Annotated in this window: 22 protein-coding genes and 1 pseudogene; 8 read left to right on the forward strand and 15 right to left on the reverse strand. The window is 69.7% G+C overall.

Translation table 11 applies throughout. The features are described 5' to 3' along the window. Positions 1-3: 3 nt before the first annotated feature. From OG884_RS14615 to OG884_RS14625, 3 genes are read right to left on the reverse strand one after another with little or no spacing between them, the layout of a single operon-like run. Positions 4-3207, reverse strand: coding sequence for an ATP-binding protein (locus OG884_RS14615; RefSeq protein WP_326645891.1), 3204 nt, complete (start codon positions 3205-3207; stop codon positions 4-6). Next, positions 3204-3932 (reverse strand): hypothetical protein, encoded by a 729-nt coding sequence (locus OG884_RS14620; protein ID WP_326645892.1) that lies wholly within the window; start codon positions 3930-3932, stop codon positions 3204-3206. The genes OG884_RS14615 and OG884_RS14620 overlap by 4 nt, the downstream gene beginning before the upstream one ends. Continuing rightward, the gene (locus OG884_RS14625; protein WP_326645893.1) at positions 3865-4869 is read right to left on the reverse strand and encodes an endonuclease domain-containing protein; all 1005 of its coding nucleotides are present in this window, start codon (positions 4867-4869) and stop codon (positions 3865-3867) included. Before OG884_RS14625 ends, OG884_RS14620 begins: the two co-directional genes overlap by 68 nt. 307 nt (positions 4870-5176) lie before the next feature. Here OG884_RS14625 and OG884_RS14630 point away from each other — a divergent pair, with 307 nt between their 5' ends. Beyond that, on the forward strand, positions 5177-5956 hold the full coding sequence (locus tag OG884_RS14630; RefSeq protein WP_326645894.1) for a (2Fe-2S)-binding protein: 780 nt from the start codon (positions 5177-5179) through the stop codon (positions 5954-5956). A 32-nt stretch (positions 5957-5988) separates the two neighbouring features. On the opposite strand, the gene OG884_RS14635 is transcribed toward OG884_RS14630, so the two are convergent. Both OG884_RS14635 and OG884_RS14640 read right to left on the reverse strand, forming a co-directional pair. Continuing rightward, positions 5989-6225, reverse strand: coding sequence for a hypothetical protein (locus OG884_RS14635; protein ID WP_326645895.1), 237 nt, complete (start codon positions 6223-6225; stop codon positions 5989-5991). Positions 6226-6385: 160 nt separating this feature from the next. After that, the gene (locus OG884_RS14640) at positions 6386-7072 is read right to left on the reverse strand and encodes a nucleoside/nucleotide kinase family protein (RefSeq protein WP_326645896.1); all 687 of its coding nucleotides are present in this window, start codon (positions 7070-7072) and stop codon (positions 6386-6388) included. A gap of 137 nt (positions 7073-7209) precedes the next feature. Between OG884_RS14640 and OG884_RS14645 the strand changes: the two genes are divergently transcribed. Further along, a complete protein-coding gene (locus OG884_RS14645) occupies positions 7210-7650 on the forward strand; it encodes an RrF2 family transcriptional regulator (RefSeq protein WP_326645897.1) in 441 nt (146 codons plus the stop codon). 71 nt (positions 7651-7721) lie between these two features. Beyond that, positions 7722-8900, forward strand: coding sequence for a globin domain-containing protein (locus OG884_RS14650; RefSeq protein ID WP_326645898.1), 1179 nt, complete (start codon positions 7722-7724; stop codon positions 8898-8900). Between the two features lie 97 nt (positions 8901-8997). Here the strand turns inward: OG884_RS14650 and OG884_RS14655 are convergent, their stop codons facing one another. Further along, positions 8998-9621, reverse strand: coding sequence for a TetR/AcrR family transcriptional regulator (locus OG884_RS14655; protein WP_326645899.1), 624 nt, complete (start codon positions 9619-9621; stop codon positions 8998-9000). Between the two features lie 105 nt (positions 9622-9726). Between OG884_RS14655 and OG884_RS14660 the strand changes: the two genes are divergently transcribed. Both OG884_RS14660 and OG884_RS14665 read left to right on the forward strand, forming a co-directional pair. Further along, a complete protein-coding gene (locus OG884_RS14660) occupies positions 9727-10926 on the forward strand; it encodes a cytochrome P450 (RefSeq protein ID WP_326645900.1) in 1200 nt (399 codons plus the stop codon). After that, positions 10920-11156, forward strand: coding sequence for a ferredoxin (locus OG884_RS14665; protein WP_442811686.1), 237 nt, complete (start codon positions 10920-10922; stop codon positions 11154-11156). Before OG884_RS14660 ends, OG884_RS14665 begins: the two co-directional genes overlap by 7 nt. Positions 11157-11389: 233 nt before the next feature. Here OG884_RS14665 and OG884_RS14670 read toward each other — a convergent pair whose 3' ends face one another. From OG884_RS14670 to OG884_RS14705, 8 genes are all read right to left on the reverse strand, one after another. Continuing rightward, complete coding sequence (locus OG884_RS14670; protein ID WP_326645901.1) at positions 11390-11977, reverse strand: DsbA family protein; 588 nt, start codon at positions 11975-11977, stop codon at positions 11390-11392. 1239 nt (positions 11978-13216) lie between these two features. Further along, on the reverse strand, positions 13217-14101 hold the full coding sequence (locus OG884_RS14675) for an SDR family oxidoreductase (RefSeq protein ID WP_326645902.1): 885 nt from the start codon (positions 14099-14101) through the stop codon (positions 13217-13219). A gap of 86 nt (positions 14102-14187) precedes the next feature. After that, entirely contained in the window at positions 14188-14790 is a 603-nt protein-coding gene (locus tag OG884_RS14680) for an acyl-CoA dehydrogenase family protein (protein ID WP_326645903.1), read from the reverse strand. Positions 14791-14834: 44 nt separating this feature from the next. Beyond that, complete coding sequence (locus OG884_RS14685; RefSeq protein ID WP_326645904.1) at positions 14835-15443, reverse strand: GTP-binding protein; 609 nt, start codon at positions 15441-15443, stop codon at positions 14835-14837. Next, entirely contained in the window at positions 15424-15774 is a 351-nt protein-coding gene (locus OG884_RS14690) for a DUF742 domain-containing protein (RefSeq protein WP_326645905.1), read from the reverse strand. The genes OG884_RS14685 and OG884_RS14690 overlap by 20 nt, the downstream gene beginning before the upstream one ends. Further along, positions 15771-16196: a roadblock/LC7 domain-containing protein gene (locus OG884_RS14695; protein WP_326645906.1), complete on the reverse strand. Its 426-nt coding sequence runs from the start codon at positions 16194-16196 to the stop codon at positions 15771-15773. Before OG884_RS14695 ends, OG884_RS14690 begins: the two co-directional genes overlap by 4 nt. Then, entirely contained in the window at positions 16189-18543 is a 2355-nt protein-coding gene (locus OG884_RS14700) for a sensor histidine kinase (RefSeq protein ID WP_326645907.1), read from the reverse strand. Before OG884_RS14700 ends, OG884_RS14695 begins: the two co-directional genes overlap by 8 nt. A 363-nt stretch (positions 18544-18906) precedes the next feature. Then, positions 18907-19719, reverse strand: a complete 813-nt coding sequence (locus tag OG884_RS14705; RefSeq protein WP_326645908.1) for a class I SAM-dependent methyltransferase — start codon at positions 19717-19719, stop codon at positions 18907-18909. A 270-nt stretch (positions 19720-19989) separates the two neighbouring features. On the opposite strand from OG884_RS14705, the pseudogene OG884_RS37500 reads away from it, so the two are divergent. Next, positions 19990-20163 (forward strand): annotated as a pseudogene (locus OG884_RS37500) (thiamine pyrophosphate-binding protein); the annotation flags it as partial. A gap of 355 nt (positions 20164-20518) precedes the next feature. Here the strand turns inward: OG884_RS37500 and OG884_RS14715 are convergent. Then, on the reverse strand, positions 20519-21022 hold the full coding sequence (locus OG884_RS14715; RefSeq protein WP_326645910.1) for a MarR family winged helix-turn-helix transcriptional regulator: 504 nt from the start codon (positions 21020-21022) through the stop codon (positions 20519-20521). Positions 21023-21094: 72 nt separating this feature from the next. Between OG884_RS14715 and OG884_RS14720 the strand changes: the two genes are divergently transcribed. Continuing rightward, positions 21095-22366, forward strand: coding sequence for a flavin-dependent oxidoreductase (locus tag OG884_RS14720; protein ID WP_326645911.1), 1272 nt, complete (start codon positions 21095-21097; stop codon positions 22364-22366). Continuing rightward, positions 22363-22812, forward strand: coding sequence for a DUF3237 domain-containing protein (locus OG884_RS14725; protein ID WP_326645912.1), 450 nt, complete (start codon positions 22363-22365; stop codon positions 22810-22812). Before OG884_RS14720 ends, OG884_RS14725 begins: the two co-directional genes overlap by 4 nt. Positions 22813-22816 lie beyond the last annotated feature (4 nt).

Consider the following 22816-nt stretch of genomic DNA (forward strand, 5'->3'; position numbering starts at 1 on the left):
CTCTCAGATGCCCGCCCTGCTGACGACCTCCTCCGCCGTAAGAGGAGCCCTGGGATGGTGGGTCAGGCAGAGCGGCACCCGGGTCTTGGTGAAAGCGGTCCCCTCGGCGGCCAGGTAGAACTGACCGGCCGTCAACCGGGAGACGTCGTCGACCCGGCCGCCCTTGACCCGGGCCACCTCCTTGGCCGCCTCGATCTGGGCGGGAGCGTTGAGCAGGCCGAAGAACTGGGTCGCCGCGTTTCCCGGGATCATGTTGTGCAGCCCCTTGGGAGCCTGGGTGGCGAACACCAGGCCGAGGCCGTACTTGCGCGCCTGGGCGGCCAGCATCAGCGTGCTCTGCGTGCAGGCGGTCATCGCACCGGACGGCGCGAAGGTCTGCGCCTCGTCCATCACGAACAGGCCGCCCAGCGGGCGGTCACCGGCGGGATGCCTCCTGATCCAGGCGAACAGCGCCATCTGCAACTGGTTGACGAAGCTCTGGCGCTGCTCATCCGAGGGCAGGCCGACGAAGCTGATCACCGAGACCCGTGCCCGTTTGCCCGGTGACGGGGTGAGCAGGACACCGGGGTCCGCGGGAGTTCCGGTACCGGCGAACAGGGGGTCGTTGACCATCGCCGCCTTCAGGGTCTGCGCCAGGTCGGCGGCGATCTGCTCGGCCTTGTCGAGCCCGCTCACCCCGTCCGGCAGGGCGGCCAGCAGCCCGATGAGACCCGGCACTCCCTGTCCGCCCGCGCGCCCGTAGTACGCGACGGCCTCCCTGAGCACGGCCTGCCCGCGCTGGGCCTTGACCATCTTGGAATCGAGTTTGGCACGCGGCACGAGCGAGGCGACGGCGGTGTCCACCGCCGCGCCGAACTCATCGGGGTCCGCGGCGAGGCCCGTGAAGTCGGGCAGTGGCTGGAAACTGAGCGGTCGTCCGGCTACACGGCGGGGTGTCCAGATGACGACATCGGTGGCTGCCAGGTAGTCGGCGGCCTTCTCCTGATCACCGGGGCCCCACTCCGAGGGCTGCTCCGGCCAGCCGTCCCCGAGCCGTGCCAGGTCGTTGTTCGGGTCGAGCACGATCGCCGAGACTCCTTGGAGCGCGCACTCCTCGACCAGGCGGCGGATGAGGACCGTCTTCCCCGACCCGGTACCAGCGAAGATCACGGCGTGCTTTCTCAGCGCCTCCAATTCGATTCCGATGGGTTGCCCGCCGGGAACGGTGTCGCCAAGGGGGATGTACGGCGTGCCGCTCGTCACCTCGACGGCCACGGGGTCGGTGAGCACGGGCTCGGTGGCCGAGTGCCCGACTTGTGCGGTGTCGATGTCGGTGAGCACGGGCTCGGTGGCCAAGGGCTCGGCTTGTGCGGTGCCGGTGTCGGTGAGTACGGGCTCGGTGGCCGAGTGCCCGACTTGTGCGGTGTCGATGTCAGTGAGGGCCTCGCGCAGCAGCGTGACCTCGCCCACCGGTCGCCGCGCGGCGATCCAGGCCCGCAGGTTCGGCGGGTTCTCCGCGTACAGCTCCCGCAGCGCGGCCAGGACGCTGAGATCCTCCTCACTCACCGCGAGCACCCTGCCGCCCGCCCGCTCGAACTCGGCGACGGCCTCGATCGTTCGGGGTCCCTTCGACCAGGGCTCCGTACGGAGTACGAACAGCCTCCGCCTGGGGACCCTGGAGTCCAGTCCGGCCGCCACCGAGGCGGTCCGCAGGCGACTCAACGCGGCGATCGCATTCGTGGCGGCGATGGCGCGGAACGCCCAGTGCGCCTCGTCCTCGGTCTCCTCGTCCAGGGTGTGCCGCAGGCGGGCGTGCAGCGGAGGCTTCTTGCCGGGTGGCGGGTCGACGCTGAACTCGCGTCCGGCGTCACCGAGCCCGTCGATCCAGGCCGACAACCCCGCCGCCAGCAGGGCGGGCATCACGGCGTCCTCGACGGTGGCGTCCAGGGCGTCGGTCACCTGCGCCTTCTGCCGGAGTTCGGCGAAGCGGGAGTCGATGGCGCGGAAGCGTAGGTCATCGAGGGCAGGCTTAGGACTCGGATCGGCAATCTGGCCGAGGCGCTTCAGTTCCCGTACTTCTCCGTCGTTCAGGCATGCCTCGATGTGCGCGTCGATCCTCATCAGGAGCTGTCGCGGGGTGAACTCGTCGGCATCGCCGAACACGGCCTCCCGTACCGGCCAGGTCGGGTAGGGCGGCTCGAAGCCGAGTTCGGCGAACCGGGTGGCGAACCGCTTCTCGATCAGAGCGTGAGCGGCCCCGGCGTTGGGGAGCGGTTGGAGGTCGGGCATCGACCGGAACCGGTCGCGCGCGGTGTCGGTGGCGAACTTCTCGATGAGGGTCCAGGTGTGCTGTAGACAGGAGACGACCGTCAGGGTCCTGCGGGTGATCTCACGCAGCGCCATCAGGCCACCGGCCACCTGGTCGACCACGATCAGGTCACGCCAGTCGTGCACGGCTGTGCCCTCATCGGGGACCGGAGACTGCGCCACGAGTACGTCTATCTGGTCGACGGCGATGACGGACGGCCCGGTCAGCGCAAGGAGGCGGGAGACGTCCTTGACGATCTCCTGCGGCGTCTTCGGGAACTGCCGGATCCCCCAGGCCGCGCGCTCGCCCGGGTCCTCTTCGCGGAGCGCGGAGAGGAACCCGTCGCCGACGTCCTGCATGCCGTGGTCGGCGCTGGCATAGAGCACGAGCGCGCGCAGGGTGTCCCTGGCGTCCTTGCCGACCTGGGGGTTGAACTCGCGCAGACCGGCGGCGAAGGCATCGAGCCCCTCAGGCGTTACCAGACGGTTCCCGATCACTTCGCGCTGCGCCCAGCGCGGCACGTTGGCCAGTTCCGCCAGCCGCCGCAGCAGGATCTTGAGCTGGCTCTCCCCCTCGCTGCCGTCCCGCAGCAGGCCGTCGAGTATGGAGATCAGCGTGCTCTCCCAGAAGGTCCGCGCGTCCAGCAGGCTGACCAGGAAGAAGTAGCCGCTCTCCCACTGGATCCTTTCCCTGGTCCAGCCGAGCAGGTGGGTCTTGCCCGAACCTCGCTGCCCGCGCAGGACCAGGCCGATCGGGCTGGTGGCGCCCCCGGCGACCACGTCGGCGAGCCCGCTGAGAATGCCGCGTTCCACGTGCGGGTTCAGGCCCTCCACGTGGAAGGGCGAGGGGCTCCACACGTCTTCCGGCCCCTCGGCCCAGTTGAACCTGAGCGCCTGAAGGGCTTTCAGTTCGTTGTTCATGGCACCTCGATCGAGATCAGGTGCTTGTCCTGGTCGCCGATGGTCACCGCCGCCGCCCTGGCCTCAGCGCTGAGAAGTTTCTGGTTGTTCGCGGGCACGATGCTCACCCCCGGCAGATGGATCATCCCCTTGAGCGCACCGTCCACCTCTGCTCTCGCGAACTCGCCGAGCAGCGGTCGCAGCCGCGCCAGGCTGACCAAGGCACCGGGCTCGGCGGCCAGCTCGGCGTATGCGGCGCGGATACGCGCGGTGACATCACCGGCCTCGACCGGGATACGCGCGGTGACATCACCGGCCTCGACCGGGATACGCGCGGTGACATCACCGGCCTCGACCGGGATACGCGCGGTGACATCACCGGCCTCGACCGGATCGCTCTTGAGGGAGAAGATGTCGGCCAGGCTCTGACCGGTCTGCATCAGAAACCCACGCAGCCAGAACAGCAGGGCACGATTCATCGCACCGGCCGCACCACTGGGCACGGGAATGCCGGACTGGATCTCCTCGGCCATTCTGGCCCAGCCGTCTTCGGTCAGGAGATGGACGAACGCCCGGCCTACCTTTCGGCTCTCGACGAGCTTGAGCTCGTTCAGTTTCAGGCGTGATTTCCCGTCAAGGGTCAGGCCATGGCGCGCCTTGAGCTCGGGGTTGGAGATCTCATCCACCTCGACCATCAACACCACCAGCACCGCTGTCTCGGAGAGCGTGAGTTCTGTTCCCGGCATATCCCTGTCCTTCGCGCGTGCGGTGGGTTTGAAGAAATCGCTTCAGCTCGCGGAGCACGGCCGGCATGTCGGCCATGACGCGCTCATTGGTGAAGCGCAGGACCGCGTAACCGTCTTTTCCCAGCCGCGTGTCCCGCACCAGGTCGTCGGCGAGCCTGCCCGGGTGACGATGCTCCGGACCGTCGAGCTCGACGACACAGCGCTCATCCGGCCAGAGCAGATCCACCCGGATGGGGTTGGCCAGCGGGTGCGGTTGGTAGGTCTGGTTCCAGGCCCGCCCCGCGGCCCACCCATGAGAGCTGAGTGCCCGCTCCAGCGCGGACTCCACGGGGCTGAACGGATGCGGAAGCCCCGCCGTGGCCGAGGAACCGGAGACGCGCCGTAGCGGCGCGGGCCCTACCTGCGACTCGGGCCCTACCTGCGACTCGGGCCCTACCTGCGACTCGGGCCCTACCTGCGGCGCGGGCCCTACCTGCGGCTCAGGCCGTACGGCCACCGTCTGGATCCGGTCGACGGCGACCGGCGCGGCGCCGGTGAGCCAGACACCGAGCCCACCGCGCTGGACAAGCCACTCACCGGCCGCCACCAGCGTCTCCTCCTCGGCGGGGGAGAGACCCTCCGGCATCTGGACGAGAATCGACGTACGAGGGCGGCCGAGACTCGTGGCGAATGCCAGGGCCAGCCCGGCGGCGCGCACCTCGGTCGCGCCCAGGTGGCCACGGGACACCTCACCGGTCAGGGACCGCGCGGCGAGATCCGCCATGAAAGGGGCAAGGTGCCGATGACCGGACGCCGCCCGCCTCGCGAGTTCGCGTACGGCGGCCACGGCGCCGCCCCCCGGACCGTCGATACCCTCCGCACCGGGGAGCCAGGCCGGGAAAAGATCAACGACGGTTCTTTCCAGCTCGTGAAGCACATCGGCGACCGTTTCCGCCACAGTCCGTCCCCTGACCGCGAGGTAGCCGAATATCGCGGGGAAGCCTTCGGGTAATGCGTCGGTTCGCGACGTGACGGCTGCGGAATTCACTCCGCGCACCCACACAACACGGCACGTCGGCAACTCGGCCCACGACTGTGCCATGCCGTTTTCCTTTGAGGTGCGGATGGTACGACCTAGCAGAGGCTAGGGGAGCACGCGAGACGGCGTATGCGTTTTCAGCAAGATATCGCCGGTACACGGTGAAAAGCGCGCCGCCGGAAACGGTGGCTTCCTTAGTCTGGGAGAGGAGAGGAAGGCGATCGTCATGCCGTGCGACTCACGTGCCGGCGCTCCGCCCGGACTGCTGCCCGCTGCCCCGGCTGCGGTCTTCGGAGCGATCGCCGACGTCCGCACCATCGGCGGCTACTTCGAGATCGAGACAGGCGAGGCCGAGGCCGGATGGCGGCCGTTCCCCGATCTGTGGACGGATCCGGGCGTCCTGGAGGCAAGAATCCACGACATGGCCGGACGGCTGGGCACCACCGAGCACCGGGTGGCCGCCTCGATCCTGTTCCAGGGCCTGGCCGCCCGCCTGTGGTCACCGTCCATCGGCGCCGTGGTCGCGCACGACCTGCTCATCGACCTGGCCCCCGGGCACCTGTACTGGCGGCCGGCCCCCGACCCGCTGCCGCTGCGAGCCACCCGGCTGTCCGGCTGGGACATCCGCGACCCCACGCGGATCGCCGGACCGGTCTACCGCGACATCATGACCGAGATGCTGGAACCGCTCGCGGAGGCGGTCCGGCGGATCGTGAAGATCGCGCCAGGGCTGTTGTGGGGCAATGCGGCCTCCGCACTGGTCGGAACCATCGGCGCCTTCACCCACCGGCGGCCTGACCTCACCGCGAAGGCCGTGAGGCTGGGCCGCGAACTGCTGAACCGGGATCTCCTGCGCGACACGGGCGAACTGACCGAGCCCGCACCCGGCCGTCTCTTCTTCGTCCGTCGCAGCTGCTGCCTGTACTACCGCCTGCCCGGCGGCGGCATGTGCGGTGACTGCGCCCTGCTGCCGGCCCGCCGACCACAAACCCGCCGCCCTGGCTGACGCTCTTCATTATTCGGCGGGCCTGCCGGAGGCTACCCGTGCTCGATCGTCCCGGAGTTGCTCTCGCTGCTCCGGTAGCTCTGGTGGCCGGGCTCCCAGGTCCAGGTCTCCGTACGGCCACCGTCCGTGAGGGTCAGCGTGCCGGCGGGATCGTAGTACGGCGACTCGGGGGACCAGGGCGGAACGGGGTCGGCGTACGCGACCGGTGTGGCGAGCGCTACCGCCGAAGCGGCCAGAGCGGCGGTGACGAGACAGCGGGAAATAGACATTTGCTCCCCCAAAAGACATAAACGGTACAGCGGGGATATTGCCTGATATAAGGCAAAGAGAACCACGCCGATGATCAAGAATCTGGCCGATTCGCATTCGGCACGCCCGCTCCGGTGCGAGGCCGTTCATCCCGGCGAGAAAGGCCGGGAGCCACGGCCGTCAGCCGGCCGTCGCCTCGGGGGAGCCGATCGAGCGGATGATGGCGTCGGGGATGACGAGGTCGGCGCGGGAGCGGGTGGTGGCGACGAGGTCGGCGTTGCGCTGGTCGATGCCCAGCACCCAGGCGACGGCGTCGTCGCGGTCCTTGCCGAAGTGCTCGTGGCGGGAGACGAGACGGCGCACCCGCTCGTCGGGGCCGAGGTCGCAGTACCAGACCTCGTGGAGATGCGGCCGCACGCTCGACCAGTCCCCCTGGCCGAGCAGCAGGTAGTTCCCCTCGGTGACGACGAGCCTGGCGGCGCGCGGGACCGGAATGCTGCCGGCGACCGGCTGCTCCAGGTCGCGCTCGAAGGCGGGCGCGTAGACCACGTCGTCCTCGTCCTCACGCAGGCGGCGGAGGAGCGCCGCGTAGCCGGCGGCGTCGAAGGTGTCGGGGGCCCCCTTGCGGTCGCGGCGCCCGAGCCTGTCGAGCTCGACGTCGGCGAGGTGGAAGCCGTCCATCGGCACGTACGCCACCCACTCCCGCGCCGGCAGCCCCTCGGGAGGCGCCGGGCGCAGCATCGCGACCAGGTGTTCGGCGAGGGTGGTCTTGCCGGCCCCCGGACCGCCGGTGATGCCCAGCAGCGCGCGGCGCCCCTCCCGTACGAGAGAGCGGGCCCGAGCGGCGAGTTCGTCGAGGGGGGTCATCTCCCCGAACCTAGCCGAGCCGCCCCCCGTCCTCCAGTACGGGTCGTACGCCTGCCGGAACGCGATTCACCATTTCCCCCTTCTCTGTAGGCACCCCTGAATTGGTACCTGACATTCATGTTTGCTACGGTCCTATCGTGCGGTTGACGAAGTTCACGGATCTGGCACTCCGGGTGACCATGCGGCTGGCGGTCACCGAACCCGGGACGATCCTCACCACCCGGGAGGTGGCCGACGCCATGGCCATCCCCTACACCCACACGGCCAAGGCCATCGCACGCCTGCAGCATCTGGGGGTGGTGGACGCCCGCCGGGGGCGCGGCGGCGGCTTGGAACTGACCGGCTTCGGCCGCAAGGCCTCGCTGGGATGGTTGGTCCGCGAGCTGGAGGGAGAGGAGGAGGTGGTCGCCTGCGAGGGCGAAACACCGTGTCCTTTGCGGGCGGCCTGCCGTCTGCGCGGTGCGCTGCGCGACGCCCAGCGGGCTTTCTACGCGGCGCTCGACCCGCTCACCGTGGACGATCTGGTCACCTCGCCGACCGGCCCCGTGCTGATCGCCCTCTCGTCCACCCGGCCCTGATCGTCCTTTCCCGAACCCCTCCCGTCATCGCACACTTTAATATGAAGATCATTTACCAATTTGGAGAAGGCATGCTCTCTCATGAATCGGCGGCGACCGTCCGGGCCACCCTGCCCGTCGTCCAGCAAGCCCTGGAGGAGATCACCGGACGGTTCTACGCGACGATGTTCGCCGACAACCCGGACCTGCTGGGGAACCTCTTCAACCGGGGCAACCAGGCCAGCGGGACGCAGCGCCAGGCACTGGCCGGGTCGATCGCCGCCTTCGCCACCCTCCTGCTCGACCGGCCGGACGAGCGGCCCGACGCGATGCTCTCCCGCATCGCGCACAAGCACGCCTCGCTCGGGGTCACCCCCGACCAGTACCAGATCGTGCACAAATACCTCCTCGCCGCCATCGCCGACGTGCTCGGCGACGCCGTCACCCCCGAGGTCGCGGCGGCCTGGGACGAGGTCTACTGGCTGATGGCCAACGCGCTGATCGCGCTGGAGGCGCGGCTGCTGCGCGAGCCCGGCGACCCCTGGCTGCGCGCCACGGTCCTGGAGCGGCGACGCCAGACACCGGACACCGTCTCCTTCACCCTCGCCCCGTCGGCCCCGCTCGCCTTCACCCCCGGGCAGTACGTCAGCGTCGGGGTCACCCTGCCCGACGGGGCACGGCAGATCCGGCAGTACAGCCTGTCGAGCGCCCCCGAGCGCGGCGACTGGCGGATCACCGTCAGGTGGGCCCGCGGCTCGGGGCCCGACGGCGAGGTCTCCGGGTGGCTGCACGCCAACGTCCAGGCCGGGGACGAGCTCACCATCTCGGCACCGTACGGCGACCTGACCCTGGCTCCGGGTGACGCCCCGCTGCTGCTCGCCTCCGCCGGGATCGGGGTCACCCCCATGCTGTCGATGCTCGACCACCTCGTGGCCACCGGCTCCACCCGCCAGGTGGTCGTCGTCCACGCCGACCGGAGCCCCGCCGACCACGCCCACCGCGAGGAGCTCGTCCGGCTGGTCGCCGAGCTGCCCGGCGCGACCCTGCACCGCTGGTACGAGGAGGCGGGCACCTGCTCCTGCGACCCCGCGCCCCGCATCGGGTACGCCGACCTCGGCGCGATCGACCTGCCGGCGGGCCTCGTCGCCTACCTGTGCGGCCCGGTGCCGTTCATGCGCGGCGTGCGCGCGGACCTGCTCCGCCACGGGGTGCCCGCCCGCGACGTCCACTACGAGGTCTTCGGCCCCGACCTCTGGCTCGGCCAGGACTGAAAACGTTCCCGACCTCTGGCTCGGCCAGGACTGAAAACGTTCCCGACCTCTGGCTCGGCCAGGACTGAAAGCACTCCGGCCTCGCCCGTGGGGGCCGTCAGGAGACGGGCGGGAAGGCGGCGCGGAGGCCGTTCAGCGCGAATTCGGCGGCCTCGCGACCGGCCTCCAGCATCTCCTCGGGGGAGGCGCCGCGGTTCATGCTGACGAAGGCGGCGAGTTTCGCGGCGCCGATCACCGAGCCGACGGCCGCCGACGCCTCGGTCAGGTTCAGCTCGTCGGAGCATGCCCGGTGCAGGGCCTCGGCGAGCTCCTGCTGGCTGTCGAAGAGGAGCAGCAGGCCGCGCGCCCTGAGCGAGGGGACGGTCATGATGAGGTGGTTGACGGGGGCTATCTCGCGGGCGAGCCGGTCGTCGACGGCGAGCGCGGCGAAGCCAGAGGTGATGGCGCGGCTCAGCAGGTCGACCGCCCGGTCCCCCGGGCCACGCTCGGCGATCACCCGCAGGGCGCGGTCGGTGCCTTCGCGGGAGTTGTGGAAGACCACATCCTCCTTGCTCGCGAAGTAGCTGAAGAAGGTGCGCGTCGAGACGTCGGCCGCCGTGGCGATCTCCGAAACGGTCGTCTGCTCGTAGCCCTTCTCGACGAAGAGCTCAAGCGCCGCGGCGATGAGAGCGTGCCGGGTGCGCAGCTTCTTCCGCTCACGCAGTCCCAGAACCTCACTCATGCGGGCATCTTAATGCACAGCACCATACTCTGCATCTATTGTAATTTTGCATTTGATGTAGTTTTCTGGGCGGAGACGGAGCGCATCTCTGCATGGGAGCAAAAGATGACAGAGCCCTACCCCGAGGTGATCACCTTCCCCTTCGGACGCCCCGACCCCTTCACCCCGCCCGAGCGCCTGGCCTCGCTGCGCGAGGAGCGGCCCGTCACCCGGATGACCTACCCCGACGGCCGGGTGGGCTGGCTCGTGACCTCCTACCCCGCCGTCCGTTCGATCCTGGCGGACCCCCGGTTCAGCTCCCGGCGCGAGCTGCTGAACGTCCCGGTGCCCTTCCCGCTGATGCAGGAGATGCGCCGCCCGGCCGACCCCGGCATGTTCATCCGGATGGACCCGCCCGACCACACCCGCTACCGGAAGCTGCTCACCGCGCAGTTCACCGTGCGGCGGATGAACCAGCTGGAGCCCAGGATCCACGAGATCACCGAGGAGCGGCTGGACGCGATGGAGAAGGCCGGGCCTCCTCAGGACCTGGTCAGGGAGTTCGCGCTGCCCATCCCCTCCCTGGTGATCTGCGAGCTGCTCGGCGTCCCGTACTCCGACCGCGAGGAGTTCCAGCAGACCACCTCGGTGTTGCTGAACCTGGAGTCCGCCGTCGGGGACATCCACGCCGCGATCGCCCGCGCCGCCGCGTTCTTCGCCCGGCTCATCGCGTTCAAGCGGACCGAGCCGGCCGACGATCTGCTCAGCGGGCTCGTCACCGGCGGTGAGCTGACCGACGAGGAGCTGGGCAACATCGGGTTCCTGCTGCTCGTCGCCGGGCATGAGACGATCGCCAACATGCTCGGGCTCGGCACGTTCGCCCTGCTCCAGCACCCCGACCAGCTCGCCGCGCTACGTGCGGACCCCTCGCTGATCGACAATGCGGTCGAGGAGTTGCTCCGCTACCTCAGCATCATTCACATCGGCCCGATCCGCGCCGCCCTGGAGGACGTCGAGGTGGACGGGGAGCTCATCAGGGCGGGCGAGGTGGTGACCCTCTCGGTCCAGGCCGCCAACCGCGACCCCTCGCGCTTCACCGACCCCGACCATCTGGACATCACCCACCCCGCGAGCGGGCATCTGACGTTCGGGCACGGGCTGCACCAGTGCCTCGGACAGCAACTCGCCCGCGTGGAGATGCGCACCGCGTTTCCCATGCTGTTCGATCGGTTCCCCGATCTACGACTCGCCATACCGGCGCAGGAGGTCCGCATGCGCGACACCATGTCCATCTACGGCGTACGGGAGCTGCCGGTCAGATGGTAGAGAACACGTTGAAGGTGACCACGGACACGTCGCGGTGCATCGGAGCGGGCATGTGCGTGCTCACCGTGCCGGAGGTGTTCGACCAGAGCGAGGAGGACGGCACCGTCGTGCTCCTCGACGAGACACCGCCACCCGAGCTGCACGCCGCCGTCCGCCGGGCCGAGCGGCTCTGCCCCTCGGGCGCCATCTCGGTACGGGACCCGGACGAGCGGGATCCCGACACCTCCTGACACAGCCGGGGATCCCGTGTTCTGACGTAGCCGGGGATCCCGTGTTCCCGTACGTAGCCGGGGATCCCGTGTTCCCGTACGTAGCCGGGGATCCCGTGTTCCCGTACGTAGCCGGGGATCCCGTGTTCCCGCATGTCAGAGGACTCGGGATCCCAGACCCCGATGTACGAGATCCGAACGGTCCGTGGTGAGCACGCGCGGGGTGAGGTGGCCGAGGCTCCGGCCCGGACCGGTCACCGGAACGAGCGGGCGACGGCCAGCACGGCGGTGAGGATGGCCTGCGCGTTGGCCGGTACCGGGATGTTCTGGACAAGGACCGTCGGTGTGGCACCCACCCTACGCTCGATGGCCGTCTCCGTCACATGGTCGGCCCAGTCGAGGTAGACACCCTCGCGCACGCACCCACCGAACCCCGGATCGGTGATCCCCACGACGCGGCCGACCTCGACCAGCTCGTCGTCGGTGAGCCCCGGGCCCCCCTCGGCGGGCTGGTTGGCGAAGAGCGCCTGGGCGTACTCGACGAACATCCCCCGGTCCGAGGCGCAGCCCGACGAGGCGGACGCGCGGGAGGAGTAGCGGTTGGTGGACAGCTCGTCCAGGAAGCCCATGGGATGGTAGACGAGACTGACCGCCCCGTCCGTCACCAGCCGCCCTAGCGCCGGCCCCGCCGCCTCCTCGAACATCCTGCAGAACGGGCAGAGGAAGTCGATGTAGGCGTCCACGATGACCGGGCCCGAGCCCACGGCGATACCGTCTCCCGCCGTGGAGGCGCCGGCGGGCACCCGGGTCGGCCGCGTGGGCCGATGCGGTCGAGCGGTCATTTTTTCCTCCCCGCGATGCAGAAGAGGGTCGCGGACCCCCGCGGAGTCCACCCCCGTCGCGGACCCCCGCGGGGTCCAACCCTTTCGTGCTCTACCCCGTGGCGGAGCAGCGGAGCCTACGAACCACCAAAATTCAGACAAATCACACCCCGTATGACACCGTCTCGGGTACGTGGGCCCGGGGCTCGGCGGGGGGAGAAGGGGGTCTTTCGCGGTCGGGGCCATGACTCCCCGATCGCCCCCGACCCCGCGATCAGCCCCGAAAGGTTCGCATTTACCTTGGGGTCCTCATCGCCCCCACGAGGGGTCGTGCTTCAAGGTGCAGGGGTCGCGTCCGCGCAGGTGGTGTACGAGTGTTTGAGATCGGTACCTGCGTCGCGCCTGGCTGATCGCCGTTGAAAAGCGCGGCGTCGTCCGTGGGGAAAAGCGCGGCGAGGGGCGGCGGAGTGGTTCAGGGCCGCTCACCGGCAACGCATCGCACAGGGCCGAAGATCAAAAGCGCAGCGAGGGCGGCGGAGTGGTTCAGGGCCGCTCACCGGCAACGCATCGTACGGGGGGGTGGCGGGCGTTGGCCGGGTGTGGGTGACCGGGGGCGGGCCGGTGGAGCTCCGGGAGGGGGCAAAGCGGGTCATGGCGGGCGTGGAGGCGGGGCCGTGGCGGTGACGATCGGGGATTTTCCATGATCTGGATGAGTTGGCACGCTGGGGGCGTGCGGATTCACCCAGATCAAGGAAGGCGCCACTCCCCGCCCCTCGGGTGGGCCGCTTTTCGTGGTGGAAGGCCCGGTTCGTCCCCGCACCCGGCCGGGGGCGACCCGTGACCGGACGCCCCGCGGACCTTCGTACCCCGCACGGCGAGAGCCCCGCGCGAGGCGGCGGCGAGCAGCGGCGAGGAGCGGCCCCGAATCCTTCCACACCGCGGCGGACCCGTACCGATGAGCGGTCTGGGGCCACTCCACCACCCTCGCCGCGCTTTTGACCTTCCACCCCGCACGACGCGACACCAACGAGCGGCCCTGAACCACTCCACCACCCTCGCCGCGCTTTTGACCTTCCACCCCGCACGACGCGACACCAACGAGCGGCCCTGAACCACTCCACCACCCTCGCCGCGCTTTTCCCCCACGGACGACGCCACGCTTTTCCACCGTGACCGGCTCACCGGACTCGGATGCTCGTACACCACGTCCGTGGACGCGACCTGCAGGTGTTCGGAGTCCCGGAAGACGGGACTGTCGGCTCAGGTTCGGGGGCCTGGGGCACGGCGGAAGGAGAAGGGTTGGCTTTCCCTGCCGGGGATCACAAACCAGCATTCGCCGGTGCCGTCGCTGTCGAGCAGCTGGACGAACGTCTCGACGACCGCCGAGACGTCCAGAATCGGGAAGCCGAGCTGCTGAAGCATCGCCCTGCCCTCGCCGAGGATCGCGGTGTCCGCGAACGAGGGGCAGAGCCCCTGCACCCTGATCCCCCGCGGCTGAAGATCCTGGCCGAGCGAGCGGACCAGCCCGACGACGGCGTGCTTGTTGGCCGCGTAGATGGGATCCGAGGGGATGCCGACAATGCCGGCCATGCTCGCGGTCGCCACGATCGTGCCGCCGCCCGCCGCCAGCAGCGCCGGGATCGCGGCGTGCGCCCCGAAGACGACGCCGTCGAGGTTGACCCCCATCGCCAGGCGGTAGCGCCGGATGTCGAAGTCCTCAGCCAGCCCGCACCCCGAGGAGACACCCGCGTTGAGGAAGGCGAGGTCGAGCCTGCCGTACCGTTCGACCGCGGTCGCCACCGCCGCCTCGTTGTCCTCCAGGCTGGAGACGTCGCAGTGCACGAACGTCGCGCCCAGCTCGTCGGCGAACTTCTCGCCCGCGGCGTCGTCGACGTCGGCGAGCACGAGGCGAGCCCCGCCCTCGGCCAGCCGCCGGGCCACTCCCGCGCCGATGCCGTTGCCGCCGCCGGTGACGAGGGCGACCTTGCCCTCCAGGTGATCGCTGCGGACCACGTTGAACGCCTCGGCCGGGCTCTCGGTCGCCAACCCGCTGAGCAGCCCGCCTCCGCCGCCGGCGAACCCGGCACCGGCCGTGCCCATCGCGACACCGGCCGCCGACCCCGGCTCCGCCCCCGTGCCAGGCACGGTGTCAGGGACCGTCCCAGCCTGTTCCGTGCTCGAAGCTTTCGAAGCTTTCGTGCTCGAAGTTTCCGTGCTCGAAGCTTTCGTGCTCAAAGCGGCAGCCCTCCGGTGGCGGCGTTGGTCGAGCCCGTGCTCTGGTACGCCGCGATCGTATGCTCGGCGATGCGCATCTGGTGAATCTCGTCGGCCCCGTCCGCGAAGCGGGCCCAGCGGGCGTGCTGGAGCATCTTGGCCAGCGGGGTGTCCGTCGAGTAGCCGAGCGCGCCGTGCACCTGGATCGCCCGGTCGACGATCCGGTTGAGGCTGTTGGCCACGAAGTGCTTGGACATCGAGACCTCGGTCCGGAAGTCCTCACCCTTGTCGATCTTCGAGGCGGCGTGCAGGACCATCAGCTTGCACTGGTAGAGCTCCATGGCCGAGTCTGCGATCAGCCACTGGATCCCCTGCTTCTCGGCCAGCAGCGATCCGTGGCTGTAGCGGTTGAGCGCGCGGTCGAGCGCGGTATCGGCCTGGGAGATCCAGCGCATACAGTGCGCCAGCCGCGCCGGGAGCCTTCTCGCGCAGCGAGAAGATGACGCGTTGGGCGGACCGGCCGGAAGCCCGGCGGCCGGGCCGCCGGGTGGGTAGACGCGACGAGCGAGCCGCCGTCGGTGGAACGTGACCGCCGGGCGCCCACGTGAGCCGTCACGCACGTCTGGCCGGAGAAGCCTGGATTCGGCCGATGATGGAACAGGCGTCAGGCGCCCGTGTGAGCCTTCTGGAAGGCGCCTCCCACCGAGTAGGTGACCAGAGTGGTCAGCACTTCCTTGACCGACTCGCGCCTGCGCACGTCACAGAGGATGATCGGGGCCACGCCGTCCAGCCCCAGCGCCCTCCGTATCTTGATCGGGTCGTGCCGTCGCGCGCCGTCGAAGCAGTTGACCGCCACCACGAACGGGAGCTCGCGCTGCTCGAAGTAGTCCACGGCGGGGAAGCAGTCCTGCAGACGACGGGTGTCGGCGAGCACGACCGCGCCGAGCGCGCCGACGGACAGCTCGTCCCACATGAACCAGAACCTGTCCTGGCCCGGAGTGCCGAACAGGTAGAGCCAGAGCCCGTCACGGATGGTGATCCGGCCGAAGTCCAGCGCCACGGTTGTGGTGATCTTCGACTCAACGCCCGCGATGTCGTCCACGCCGACACCGCGCTCGCTCAGCAGTTCCTCGGTGTGCAGGGGCCTGATCTCGCTGATCGTACCGACCATGGTCGTCTTGCCGACCCCGAAACCACCGGCGACAAGGATCTTGATGGCCATCGCCGGGCTGTCGACCAGGCTCATGCCCGGCTCAGAGGCCGCGTATTCCATGCAGCACTTCCCTGTAGATGCGTTCGTCGATCGTCTTCCCCATCGGCCGGGGCTTGTCGATGGTGACCAGGCCCTCGCGGCGCAGTTCGCTGAGGAGTACGCGGGTGATGTTGAGCGGCAGCTTGAGGTGCGCCGCCACGTCCGCCACGGGGGTGGGCCGGCGGCACGCCGACAGCACGTCGAGATGCTCGGGCATCAACCCGACCGGCTCGAAGGGTATGTCGACGGTCGTGACGATGGCCACCAGGTCGATGCTCTCCCCGATCGGGCGCGCCCGGCCGCCGGTCACCCCGAAGAGCCTGACCAGGGGCCCGGGATCCTCTCCTGTCACGATCTCGCACCGTTCCAGGCGGGTGCCGGGGCAGCTCCCCTCGGCTGTGAGGACAGATGTTCACCGACGCGCTTGACCAGCAGCGCCATCTCGTAGGTCACCATGCCGAGTTCGGCGTCGCCCGCGGCCAGCACGGCCAACCGGGCTCCCTGCCCCGCCGCGGTGACGAACAGGAAGCCCCCCTCCAGCTCGATGATGGTCTGCCGCACGCCGCCGAGGCCGAAGTGCCGCCCCGCGCCCGACGCGAGGCTGTGGCTCCCGGCGGAGATGGCGGACAGGTGCTCGGTGTCCTCCCGGGTCAGCTCCCGGGAGCCGCCCATCGCCAGGCCGTCGGCGGACAGCACGATGGCGTGCCGGATACCGGGGACCCGCTGGGTCAGGTCGTCGAGAAGCCAGCTCAGTTCAGATCTGGATTCAGGCATCGGAGTGGCCATCCTTTCGCTTCCACACGTCCTGGTCCTGCTCGGTCTGGCTGCGACCCTGCTGCCAGCCTCGTTGCATGGACGACATGAGGTTTGAGAGCTCCTCGGGAGTACGCGCGGGAACGTCGTTCCGCTCCGGTGAGGGCGTCCGGCGGAGCTGGGGGGTCCGGCGGAGCTGGGGGGCCAGGCTGGCCTGCCGCACCCGCACCGGCAACCCGTCCAGGTCCTCGTCGACGTCCGGTACGGACACCGCACGCCGCACGGGCATCGAGGGGGCGGAGGTCTCCTGCCGCTGCTGCGGCGCGGGGAACCATCCCGGCGAGGGCTCGGTGCGTGCCACCGGCAGGTCCCGCGCACTGTAGAGCGCCCTGGGCAGCACCTCCGGTGTCGCGCTCAGCGCCTTCACCGGCCCGCCCGGGTAGGAGCCCACCTGGCGTACGTGGGGGACGGCCTCGGCGGTCAGTGCCTCGCAGGTGGCGAGGAGGCTCTGCGGCAGCAGCACGATCGCGGTGGTGCCGTCGTACGGCGAGGGCCGCAGTACGACCTTGATCCCGTGCCGGGCCGCGAGCCTGGCCACGACGAACAGGCCGAGCCTGTCGCTGTCGGCCAGATCGAACTCCGGCGGGTCGGCGAGCTTGGCGTTGAGCTCGTCGAGGGTGGCCCGGTTCAGCCCCAGGCCCCGGTCCTCGACCTCCAGCGCGAAGCCGTTGGCCGCCACCATGCTCCGTACGTGGACCGCCGTGTTCGGCGGCGAGAAGACCGCGGCGTTCTCCACCAGTTCGGCGATCAGGTGGATCACGTCGGTGACCGCCCCGCCCACCAGCAGCGGCGCCTGCGGCATGGGGAGGACCGTGACGCGGGTGTAGTCCTCGACCTCCAGCACGGCGCTGCGCACCACGTCGAAGATCGGCACCGGGTCGCGCCACCTGCGGGCGGGGGACGCCTCGGACAGGATGATCAGATTCTCCGCGTGCCGCCGCATGCGGGTGGTCAGGTGGTCGAGCTTGAAGAGATCCTCCAGGGTCTCCGGCTCCTCGACGCGGCGCTCCATCGTGTCGAGGAGCGTGAGCTGGCGGTGGAGCAGCGCCTGGTTGCGCCAGGAGAGGTTCAGGAAGACCTGGCTGATGCCCTTGCGGAGCGCGGCCTGGCCGACCGCGGCCTCCACCGCGGTGCGCTGCACCGCGGAGAACGCGTGCACGACCCGGTCGACCTCGGCGGTGTTGGCGCGATCCAATTCGGGAGCCTCGGTCGCCGGGTCCACGTCGTCGCCCCTGCGCAGCCGCTCGACCAGCCGCGGCAGCCGCTCTTCCGCCAGCTCCACGGCCGAGGCCTGGAGTCGCTTCAACTCATCGATCATGGAGCGGCCGAACCGGTAGGAGAACACGATCGAGACGATGATCGCGAGCAGGCCCAGGCCCAGGACCAGCCCGATGCGCAGGAACACCGAGCTCCTGAGCTCGTTGCCCTTGATCGTGGCGCGGGCCAGTTCCTCCCGGGTGCGCTGGTTGACCGTGCTCACCACCGTCTCGGAGTCCCGCTTCCACTCGGCGGCGTCCAGCGGCGGTTTCCCCTTGAGGTCCCACGCGAAGATCTTGTTCTCGACGGCCAGCAGCCGCTGGTGGGCGGCGTCCCCGGCGACCTGCTGGTAGTGCGCCCGCAGTTCGGGACTCATGTCCCGCTCCGCGGCGGTAAGGGAGTTACGTCGGCTGGTCATCGCCGCGACGAAGGCCGCCTGCTCGGTGTTCGTCATCCTGCCGCGCTTCAGCACGGGGGCGAGCACGGCCTGCTCCCTGCCCAGATACTCGGCGGTGGTGCTGTAAGCGGTCATGCCTCGGACGATACGGAAGGACGACACGTCGACGAGCTCCGTCGAGTCGCCGAACTGCTTGTCGGCGGCGCTGATGAAGGCGTTGTAGGCGTCGGTCACCTGGATCGCGCTCATCGAGCCGTTGTCGGCGGAGGTGCGCACCAGGACGAGCCCGTCCATGGCCGACTTCAGGGTCCGCATGTCGGCCGGGGCGTTCTCCGGCTCGTAACCCTCGGCGGACGAGATCGCCTGGCGCACCAGATCCACCGTGCGATTGGTGGCTCGCCGCTGCTCGGAGAGCGGCTCGTTCTGTGCGGTGGCCCCGGCCGCGTCGGCGGAGAGCCGGCGCTCGCGCTGGATCTCGACGATCATCTCCCGGATCGGCGCCCCGGTCACCTGCCAGCGGGTCTGCGTCTGGGAGATGCCGGCGATCTGCGAGACGGACGAGTAGGCGATGAACACCCAGAGGGCGATCAGCGAGAGCACAGGAACGACAAGAATCTTGAGGATCTTCGAGCGGATCGGAGGGGGGGAACTCATTCTTCTTGTCCAATCCGCGATTCCTGCGCGTGGCCTGCAGCCGCCGGGCTCAGAAAGTCCCGCTGTCGCACACCGCGACTGGTGCGTGTGTGATTTGAAACACTATGCCCATGGACATATGTAGCTTCAAGCCGCAGAGCGAAGATTGAATCTCAATGTTCGCGACAGACCACGAGACCTCTCATCCACACGGGCCGGGGCTTTAGACGATCACGCAGCTCAAAGCGGGTACGGCCGTCCGGCACCGCCGCCTTCGCCACCACGGATCGAAAGCATTCCGTTACCACCCGCCGATGCCGAGCAGCCCGACGGCCGAGCAACCGATGCCCGATCGGGGACCGCCTCCCGGGCCGGGTCTCGCCCTCAGCCGTCGCAGGCCCTGCGGGCGAGGATCGAGTAGATCTCGAAGGAGGGCGCGCTGAACCCCGGAGCCGACATGACCGCGCGGACCTCCCGGAGTTGCCGTGGGGTCATCCCCGCCTCCACCAGGCGCTCCTCCAGATGATGGCTGTTGCTGATCAGGAGGCCGAGCCCGGCGGAGCCGCGCTCCCACACCTCGGTCCAGCGCACCGGGTCGACATCGACCAGGCCCGCCCCCGCCATCTCCCGCGCGGCGGAACCGCCCCAGGTCGGATCGCTGCCCGCGGCGCTCAGGACCCGGGTCATGGCCGCGATGTAGGCCCCGTACAGCTCCCCCTCCCGCCCGCCGGGGGTGGGCGGCGCCACCCAGCGGGTGATGTCGATCTCGTCGATCTGCAGCCAGCCGCCGGGCCGCAGCGCGGCGCGCAGGCGCCGCAGGACCTGGCGGCGCCCGGGCAGGTGGCTGAGCACGAGCCGGGCGTGGATCAGGTCGAACGCGTCCACCGGCAGCGGGTCGGTGACGACGTCGTGGCGAGCCACGGTCAGCCCCGGCCTGGACGGGATCAGGCCGGGTTTGATATCGGTCGCCAGCACGCGCCCGCCGGGCGCCACCCGCTCGGCCAGCCAGAGCGCCACACTGCCTCCGCCGGCCCCGACCTCCAGGCAGTTCCAGCCGGCGCCGACACCGGTCAGCGCGAGGCGCTCGAACGTCAGCGGGTCGAGGAGCCGGGCGAGGTAGCGGTGCTGGTCGGACGAGTGATCCCCGTCGTTGTCGAACACGTAGTCAGACGCGGTCGCGGAGTTCTGCCCGGTCATGTGGAACCTTCCGAAAGTGGGTGACCTCCGTCGCATGGTAAGCGGCAGGACACGGAAAGTGACAGGCTTTCGGTCGCACAGGACCCTTCCCCTTGAAGAACGTATCCCCCGCGCCACACTATGTCCGGAAAAAGAACTTATGTTTGACAAGCGAACACCCGCTTTGAAGGGTGCTCTCTCCGCCGAGGAGGCCGGTCAACCGCCTCCTCGGGGAATGATGCGGCGAAATGCGGTGAGGTACACCGGTGACGCCATACACGAGGGGGCAGCATGGCGACCGTCGCCGAGCAGTTCATCGAGGTTCTCCGCCAGGCCGGGGTGGAACGGATCTACGGGGTGGTGGGCGACAGCCTGAACCCGGTGGTCGACGCGGTCAGGAGGACCGGCCACATCGAGTGGGTCCACGTACGCAACGAGGAGGCGGGGGCGTTCGCCGCCGCGGCCGGTATCGGGTCGTTACGGGTGGAGGACCCCTCGGACGTACGGGATGCCCTGGCAAGCGCCTTCGCGACCCCCGGCCCCTTCCTGCTGGACGTGGTCACCGACCCCGACGTACTGGCCATGCCGCCGCGCATCACCACGGAGCAGGTGAAGGGATTCGCCCTGGCCGCGAGCAAGATCGTGCTCACCGGCGGGGTCGGGCGCATGGTCGACATGGCGAAGGCGAACCTGCGGAGCATCCCGCGTCCCTGAGCCCGGCGCCCCCGCCGTGCGGGCCGAGCGGACTCGGGCATCCGAACCGGCCCCCGTGCCCGAGTCCGGTGGAGCAGGCCCCCGAACTCGCGCGCGCCGACTCTGATCAAGGGGCGTCCTCCGGCCGGGCGGCGAGGACCCGGCCGAGGAGGTCCGTAAGGTCCCTGCGCTCGTCGGCCCCCAGCGAGGAGAACCACTCCTGTTCCCTGCTGGTCTGCTCGGCGAAGATCTCGCGGACCGCCGCCTCGCCCGCCGGGGTGAGGCCGACCACCACGGCACGCCTGTCCTCGGGGAGCGGGCGGCGCTCGACCAGGCCGTCCCGCTCAAGGGTGTTGACGGCGTTGGTCACCGCGGAGCGGGACGTGGCGGAGATCTCCGCGAGCCTGGCGGGCTGGGTGGGGCCTAACAGCCAGAGTTTGAACATCAGGCGGAAGCCGGGCAGGGTCCAGCCGCGTGGGCGGTGGATGCGTGTCTCCAGGTCGGTGACGAGCAGGTAGGCCAACTGGAGCAGGTTGTAGGCCAGCGCGAAGGCCTCGGCGTCCGCCGGGGGCGGCATGGCCGCCAGACGCTCACGCGCGTAGGCGGCGTATCGAAGGTCTGCTCTGTCCATCGGCCAAGTCTTGCGCAACGAGAGGTCCGTCGTGAATATTGTTATGGCCATAACAATCTATGGGAGGCACCTGTGCGGGTGGTCATCGCCGGAGGCGGCATCGGCGGGCTGGCGACGGCGCTCAGCCTGCACGCCGCCGGCTTCGAGGACGTGGTCGTGTGCGAGGCTGCCGGGGAGATCCGCCCGCTGGGCGTGGGCATCAACCTGCTGCCGCACGCCGTGCGCGAGCTCACCGAGCTCGGCCTCGCGGAGCGGCTGGCCGAGATCGGGGTGGCCACCGGGGAGCTGGCCTACTTCAACCGGTACGGCACGCCGATCTGGTCGGAACCCAGGGGCCTGGGCGCGGGATACGACTGGCCGCAGTACTCGATCCACCGCGGACGCCTGCAGATGCTCCTGCTGGAGACCGTGATCGAGCGCCTCGGCGCGCACGCCGTAAAGACCGGCCGCCGCGTCGTCTCCACCGGCCCGCGGCCGGGATCCGGCGCGGACGGCCTGCGGATCGGGACGGACGACCTGCGGATCGAGGCGGACGACCTGCGGATCGAGGCGGACGACCTGCGGATCGAGGCGGACGACCTGCTGGTCGGAGCGGACGGCATCCACTCGGCGGTCCGGGCGCACCTGTTCCCCGACGAGGGACCACCGCCCTGGAACGGGCTGCTCCTGTGGCGCGGCACGACGTACGGCGAGCCGTTCCTGACCGGACGATCCATGATCATGGCCGGGGACGGCACGCGGAAGTTCGTGGCCTACCCGATCGAGACGGGCGAGCGGACGCTGATCAACTGGATCGCCGAACGCCCGCTGGACGGCGAGGCCCCGGCCCGGGGCGACTGGAACCGCCCGGCGGATCCTCAGAGGATCGTCGAGCACTTCGCGGACTGGCGGTTCGACTGGCTGGACGTGCCCAGGATCATCTCCGGTGCCGAGGCCGCGTACGAGTACCCGATGGTCGACCGCGACCCGCTGCCGTACTGGACGTCGGGCAACGTGATCCTGCTGGGCGACGCCGCACACGCCATGTACCCGATCGGTTCCAACGGCGCCTCCCAGGCGATCATCGACGCCCGGGTGCTCGCCCACTCCCTCGCGCACGGCGACCTCGCCGCCTACGAGGCGGCCCGCCGCCCGGTCACGACCGCGCTGCAACTGTCCAACCGGCAGATGGGTCCCGAGGTGGTGATGAAGCTCGCCCATGAGCGTGCCCCGGACGGCTTCGACGACATCGAGCGGGTCCTCCCCCTCACGGAGCGGACCGAGATCGCCGCGTCGTACAAGCGCACGGCCGGCTTCGACCCGGTGTCGCTCAACGAGCGTCCCTCCTGGAACGTGACCCGGTGAACCTCGAACCGCTCGCCACATTTCATGTGGAACTCGACCCGGTCCTCGATCTCGGCGACTCCCAGTGGGGCCGACGCCGAGTGATCAACGTTGTCGGTGGGTCGTTCGAGGGGCCGCGCCTTTCCGGGACCGTGCTGCCCGGCGGCGCCGACTGGCAGGTCCTGCACGCCGACGGCATGGCCAGCATCGACACCCGCTACACCCTGCGCACCCACGACGGCGCGCACCTGTTCATCTCCACCAACGGGGTGCGGCACGGCCAGCCCTCCGTTCTGGAACGTCTGTCTCGGGGCGAGCCCGTCGACCCGGGCGAGTACTACTTCCGGCTGTTCTGCCGCTTCGAGACCGGCGACGAACGCTACCTGTGGCTCAACCGCACCCTGGCGGTGGCCTCGGCGGCCCGTACCTCGGACGCCGTGCGCTACGACGCCTACATCCTGACCTGAGTCG

The organism is Streptosporangium sp. NBC_01755 (genome assembly GCF_035917995.1).
GTDB lineage: Bacteria > Actinomycetota > Actinomycetes > Streptosporangiales > Streptosporangiaceae > Streptosporangium.

Excerpts from the sequence above, each read along its gene's own strand:
- OG884_RS14685 (WP_326645904.1), bottom strand. The coding sequence starts at position 15,443 with ATGGAATACGCGGCCTCTGAGCCGGGCATGAGCCTGGTCGACAGCCCG.
- OG884_RS14655 (WP_326645899.1), bottom strand. The coding sequence starts at position 9,621 with ATGAGTGAGGTTCTGGGACTGCGTGAGCGGAAGAAGCTGCGCACCCGG.
- OG884_RS14695 (WP_326645906.1), bottom strand. The coding sequence starts at position 16,196 with ATGCCTGAATCCAGATCTGAACTGAGCTGGCTTCTCGACGACCTGACC.
- OG884_RS14640 (WP_326645896.1), bottom strand. The coding sequence starts at position 7,072 with ATGACCCCCCTCGACGAACTCGCCGCTCGGGCCCGCTCTCTCGTACGG.
- OG884_RS14660 (WP_326645900.1), top strand. The coding sequence starts at position 9,727 with ATGACAGAGCCCTACCCCGAGGTGATCACCTTCCCCTTCGGACGCCCC.
- OG884_RS14665 (WP_442811686.1), top strand. The coding sequence starts at position 10,920 with ATGGTAGAGAACACGTTGAAGGTGACCACGGACACGTCGCGGTGCATC.
- OG884_RS14650 (WP_326645898.1), top strand. The coding sequence starts at position 7,722 with ATGCTCTCTCATGAATCGGCGGCGACCGTCCGGGCCACCCTGCCCGTC.
- OG884_RS14670 (WP_326645901.1), bottom strand. The coding sequence starts at position 11,977 with ATGACCGCTCGACCGCATCGGCCCACGCGGCCGACCCGGGTGCCCGCC.
- OG884_RS14620 (WP_326645892.1), bottom strand. The coding sequence starts at position 3,932 with ATGCCGGGAACAGAACTCACGCTCTCCGAGACAGCGGTGCTGGTGGTG.
- OG884_RS14630 (WP_326645894.1), top strand. The coding sequence starts at position 5,177 with ATGCCGTGCGACTCACGTGCCGGCGCTCCGCCCGGACTGCTGCCCGCT.
- OG884_RS14615 (WP_326645891.1), bottom strand. The coding sequence starts at position 3,207 with ATGAACAACGAACTGAAAGCCCTTCAGGCGCTCAGGTTCAACTGGGCC.
- OG884_RS14705 (WP_326645908.1), bottom strand. The coding sequence starts at position 19,719 with ATGACCGGGCAGAACTCCGCGACCGCGTCTGACTACGTGTTCGACAAC.
- OG884_RS14635 (WP_326645895.1), bottom strand. The coding sequence starts at position 6,225 with ATGTCTATTTCCCGCTGTCTCGTCACCGCCGCTCTGGCCGCTTCGGCG.
- OG884_RS14715 (WP_326645910.1), bottom strand. The coding sequence starts at position 21,022 with ATGGACAGAGCAGACCTTCGATACGCCGCCTACGCGCGTGAGCGTCTG.
- OG884_RS14700 (WP_326645907.1), bottom strand. The coding sequence starts at position 18,543 with ATGAGTTCCCCCCCTCCGATCCGCTCGAAGATCCTCAAGATTCTTGTC.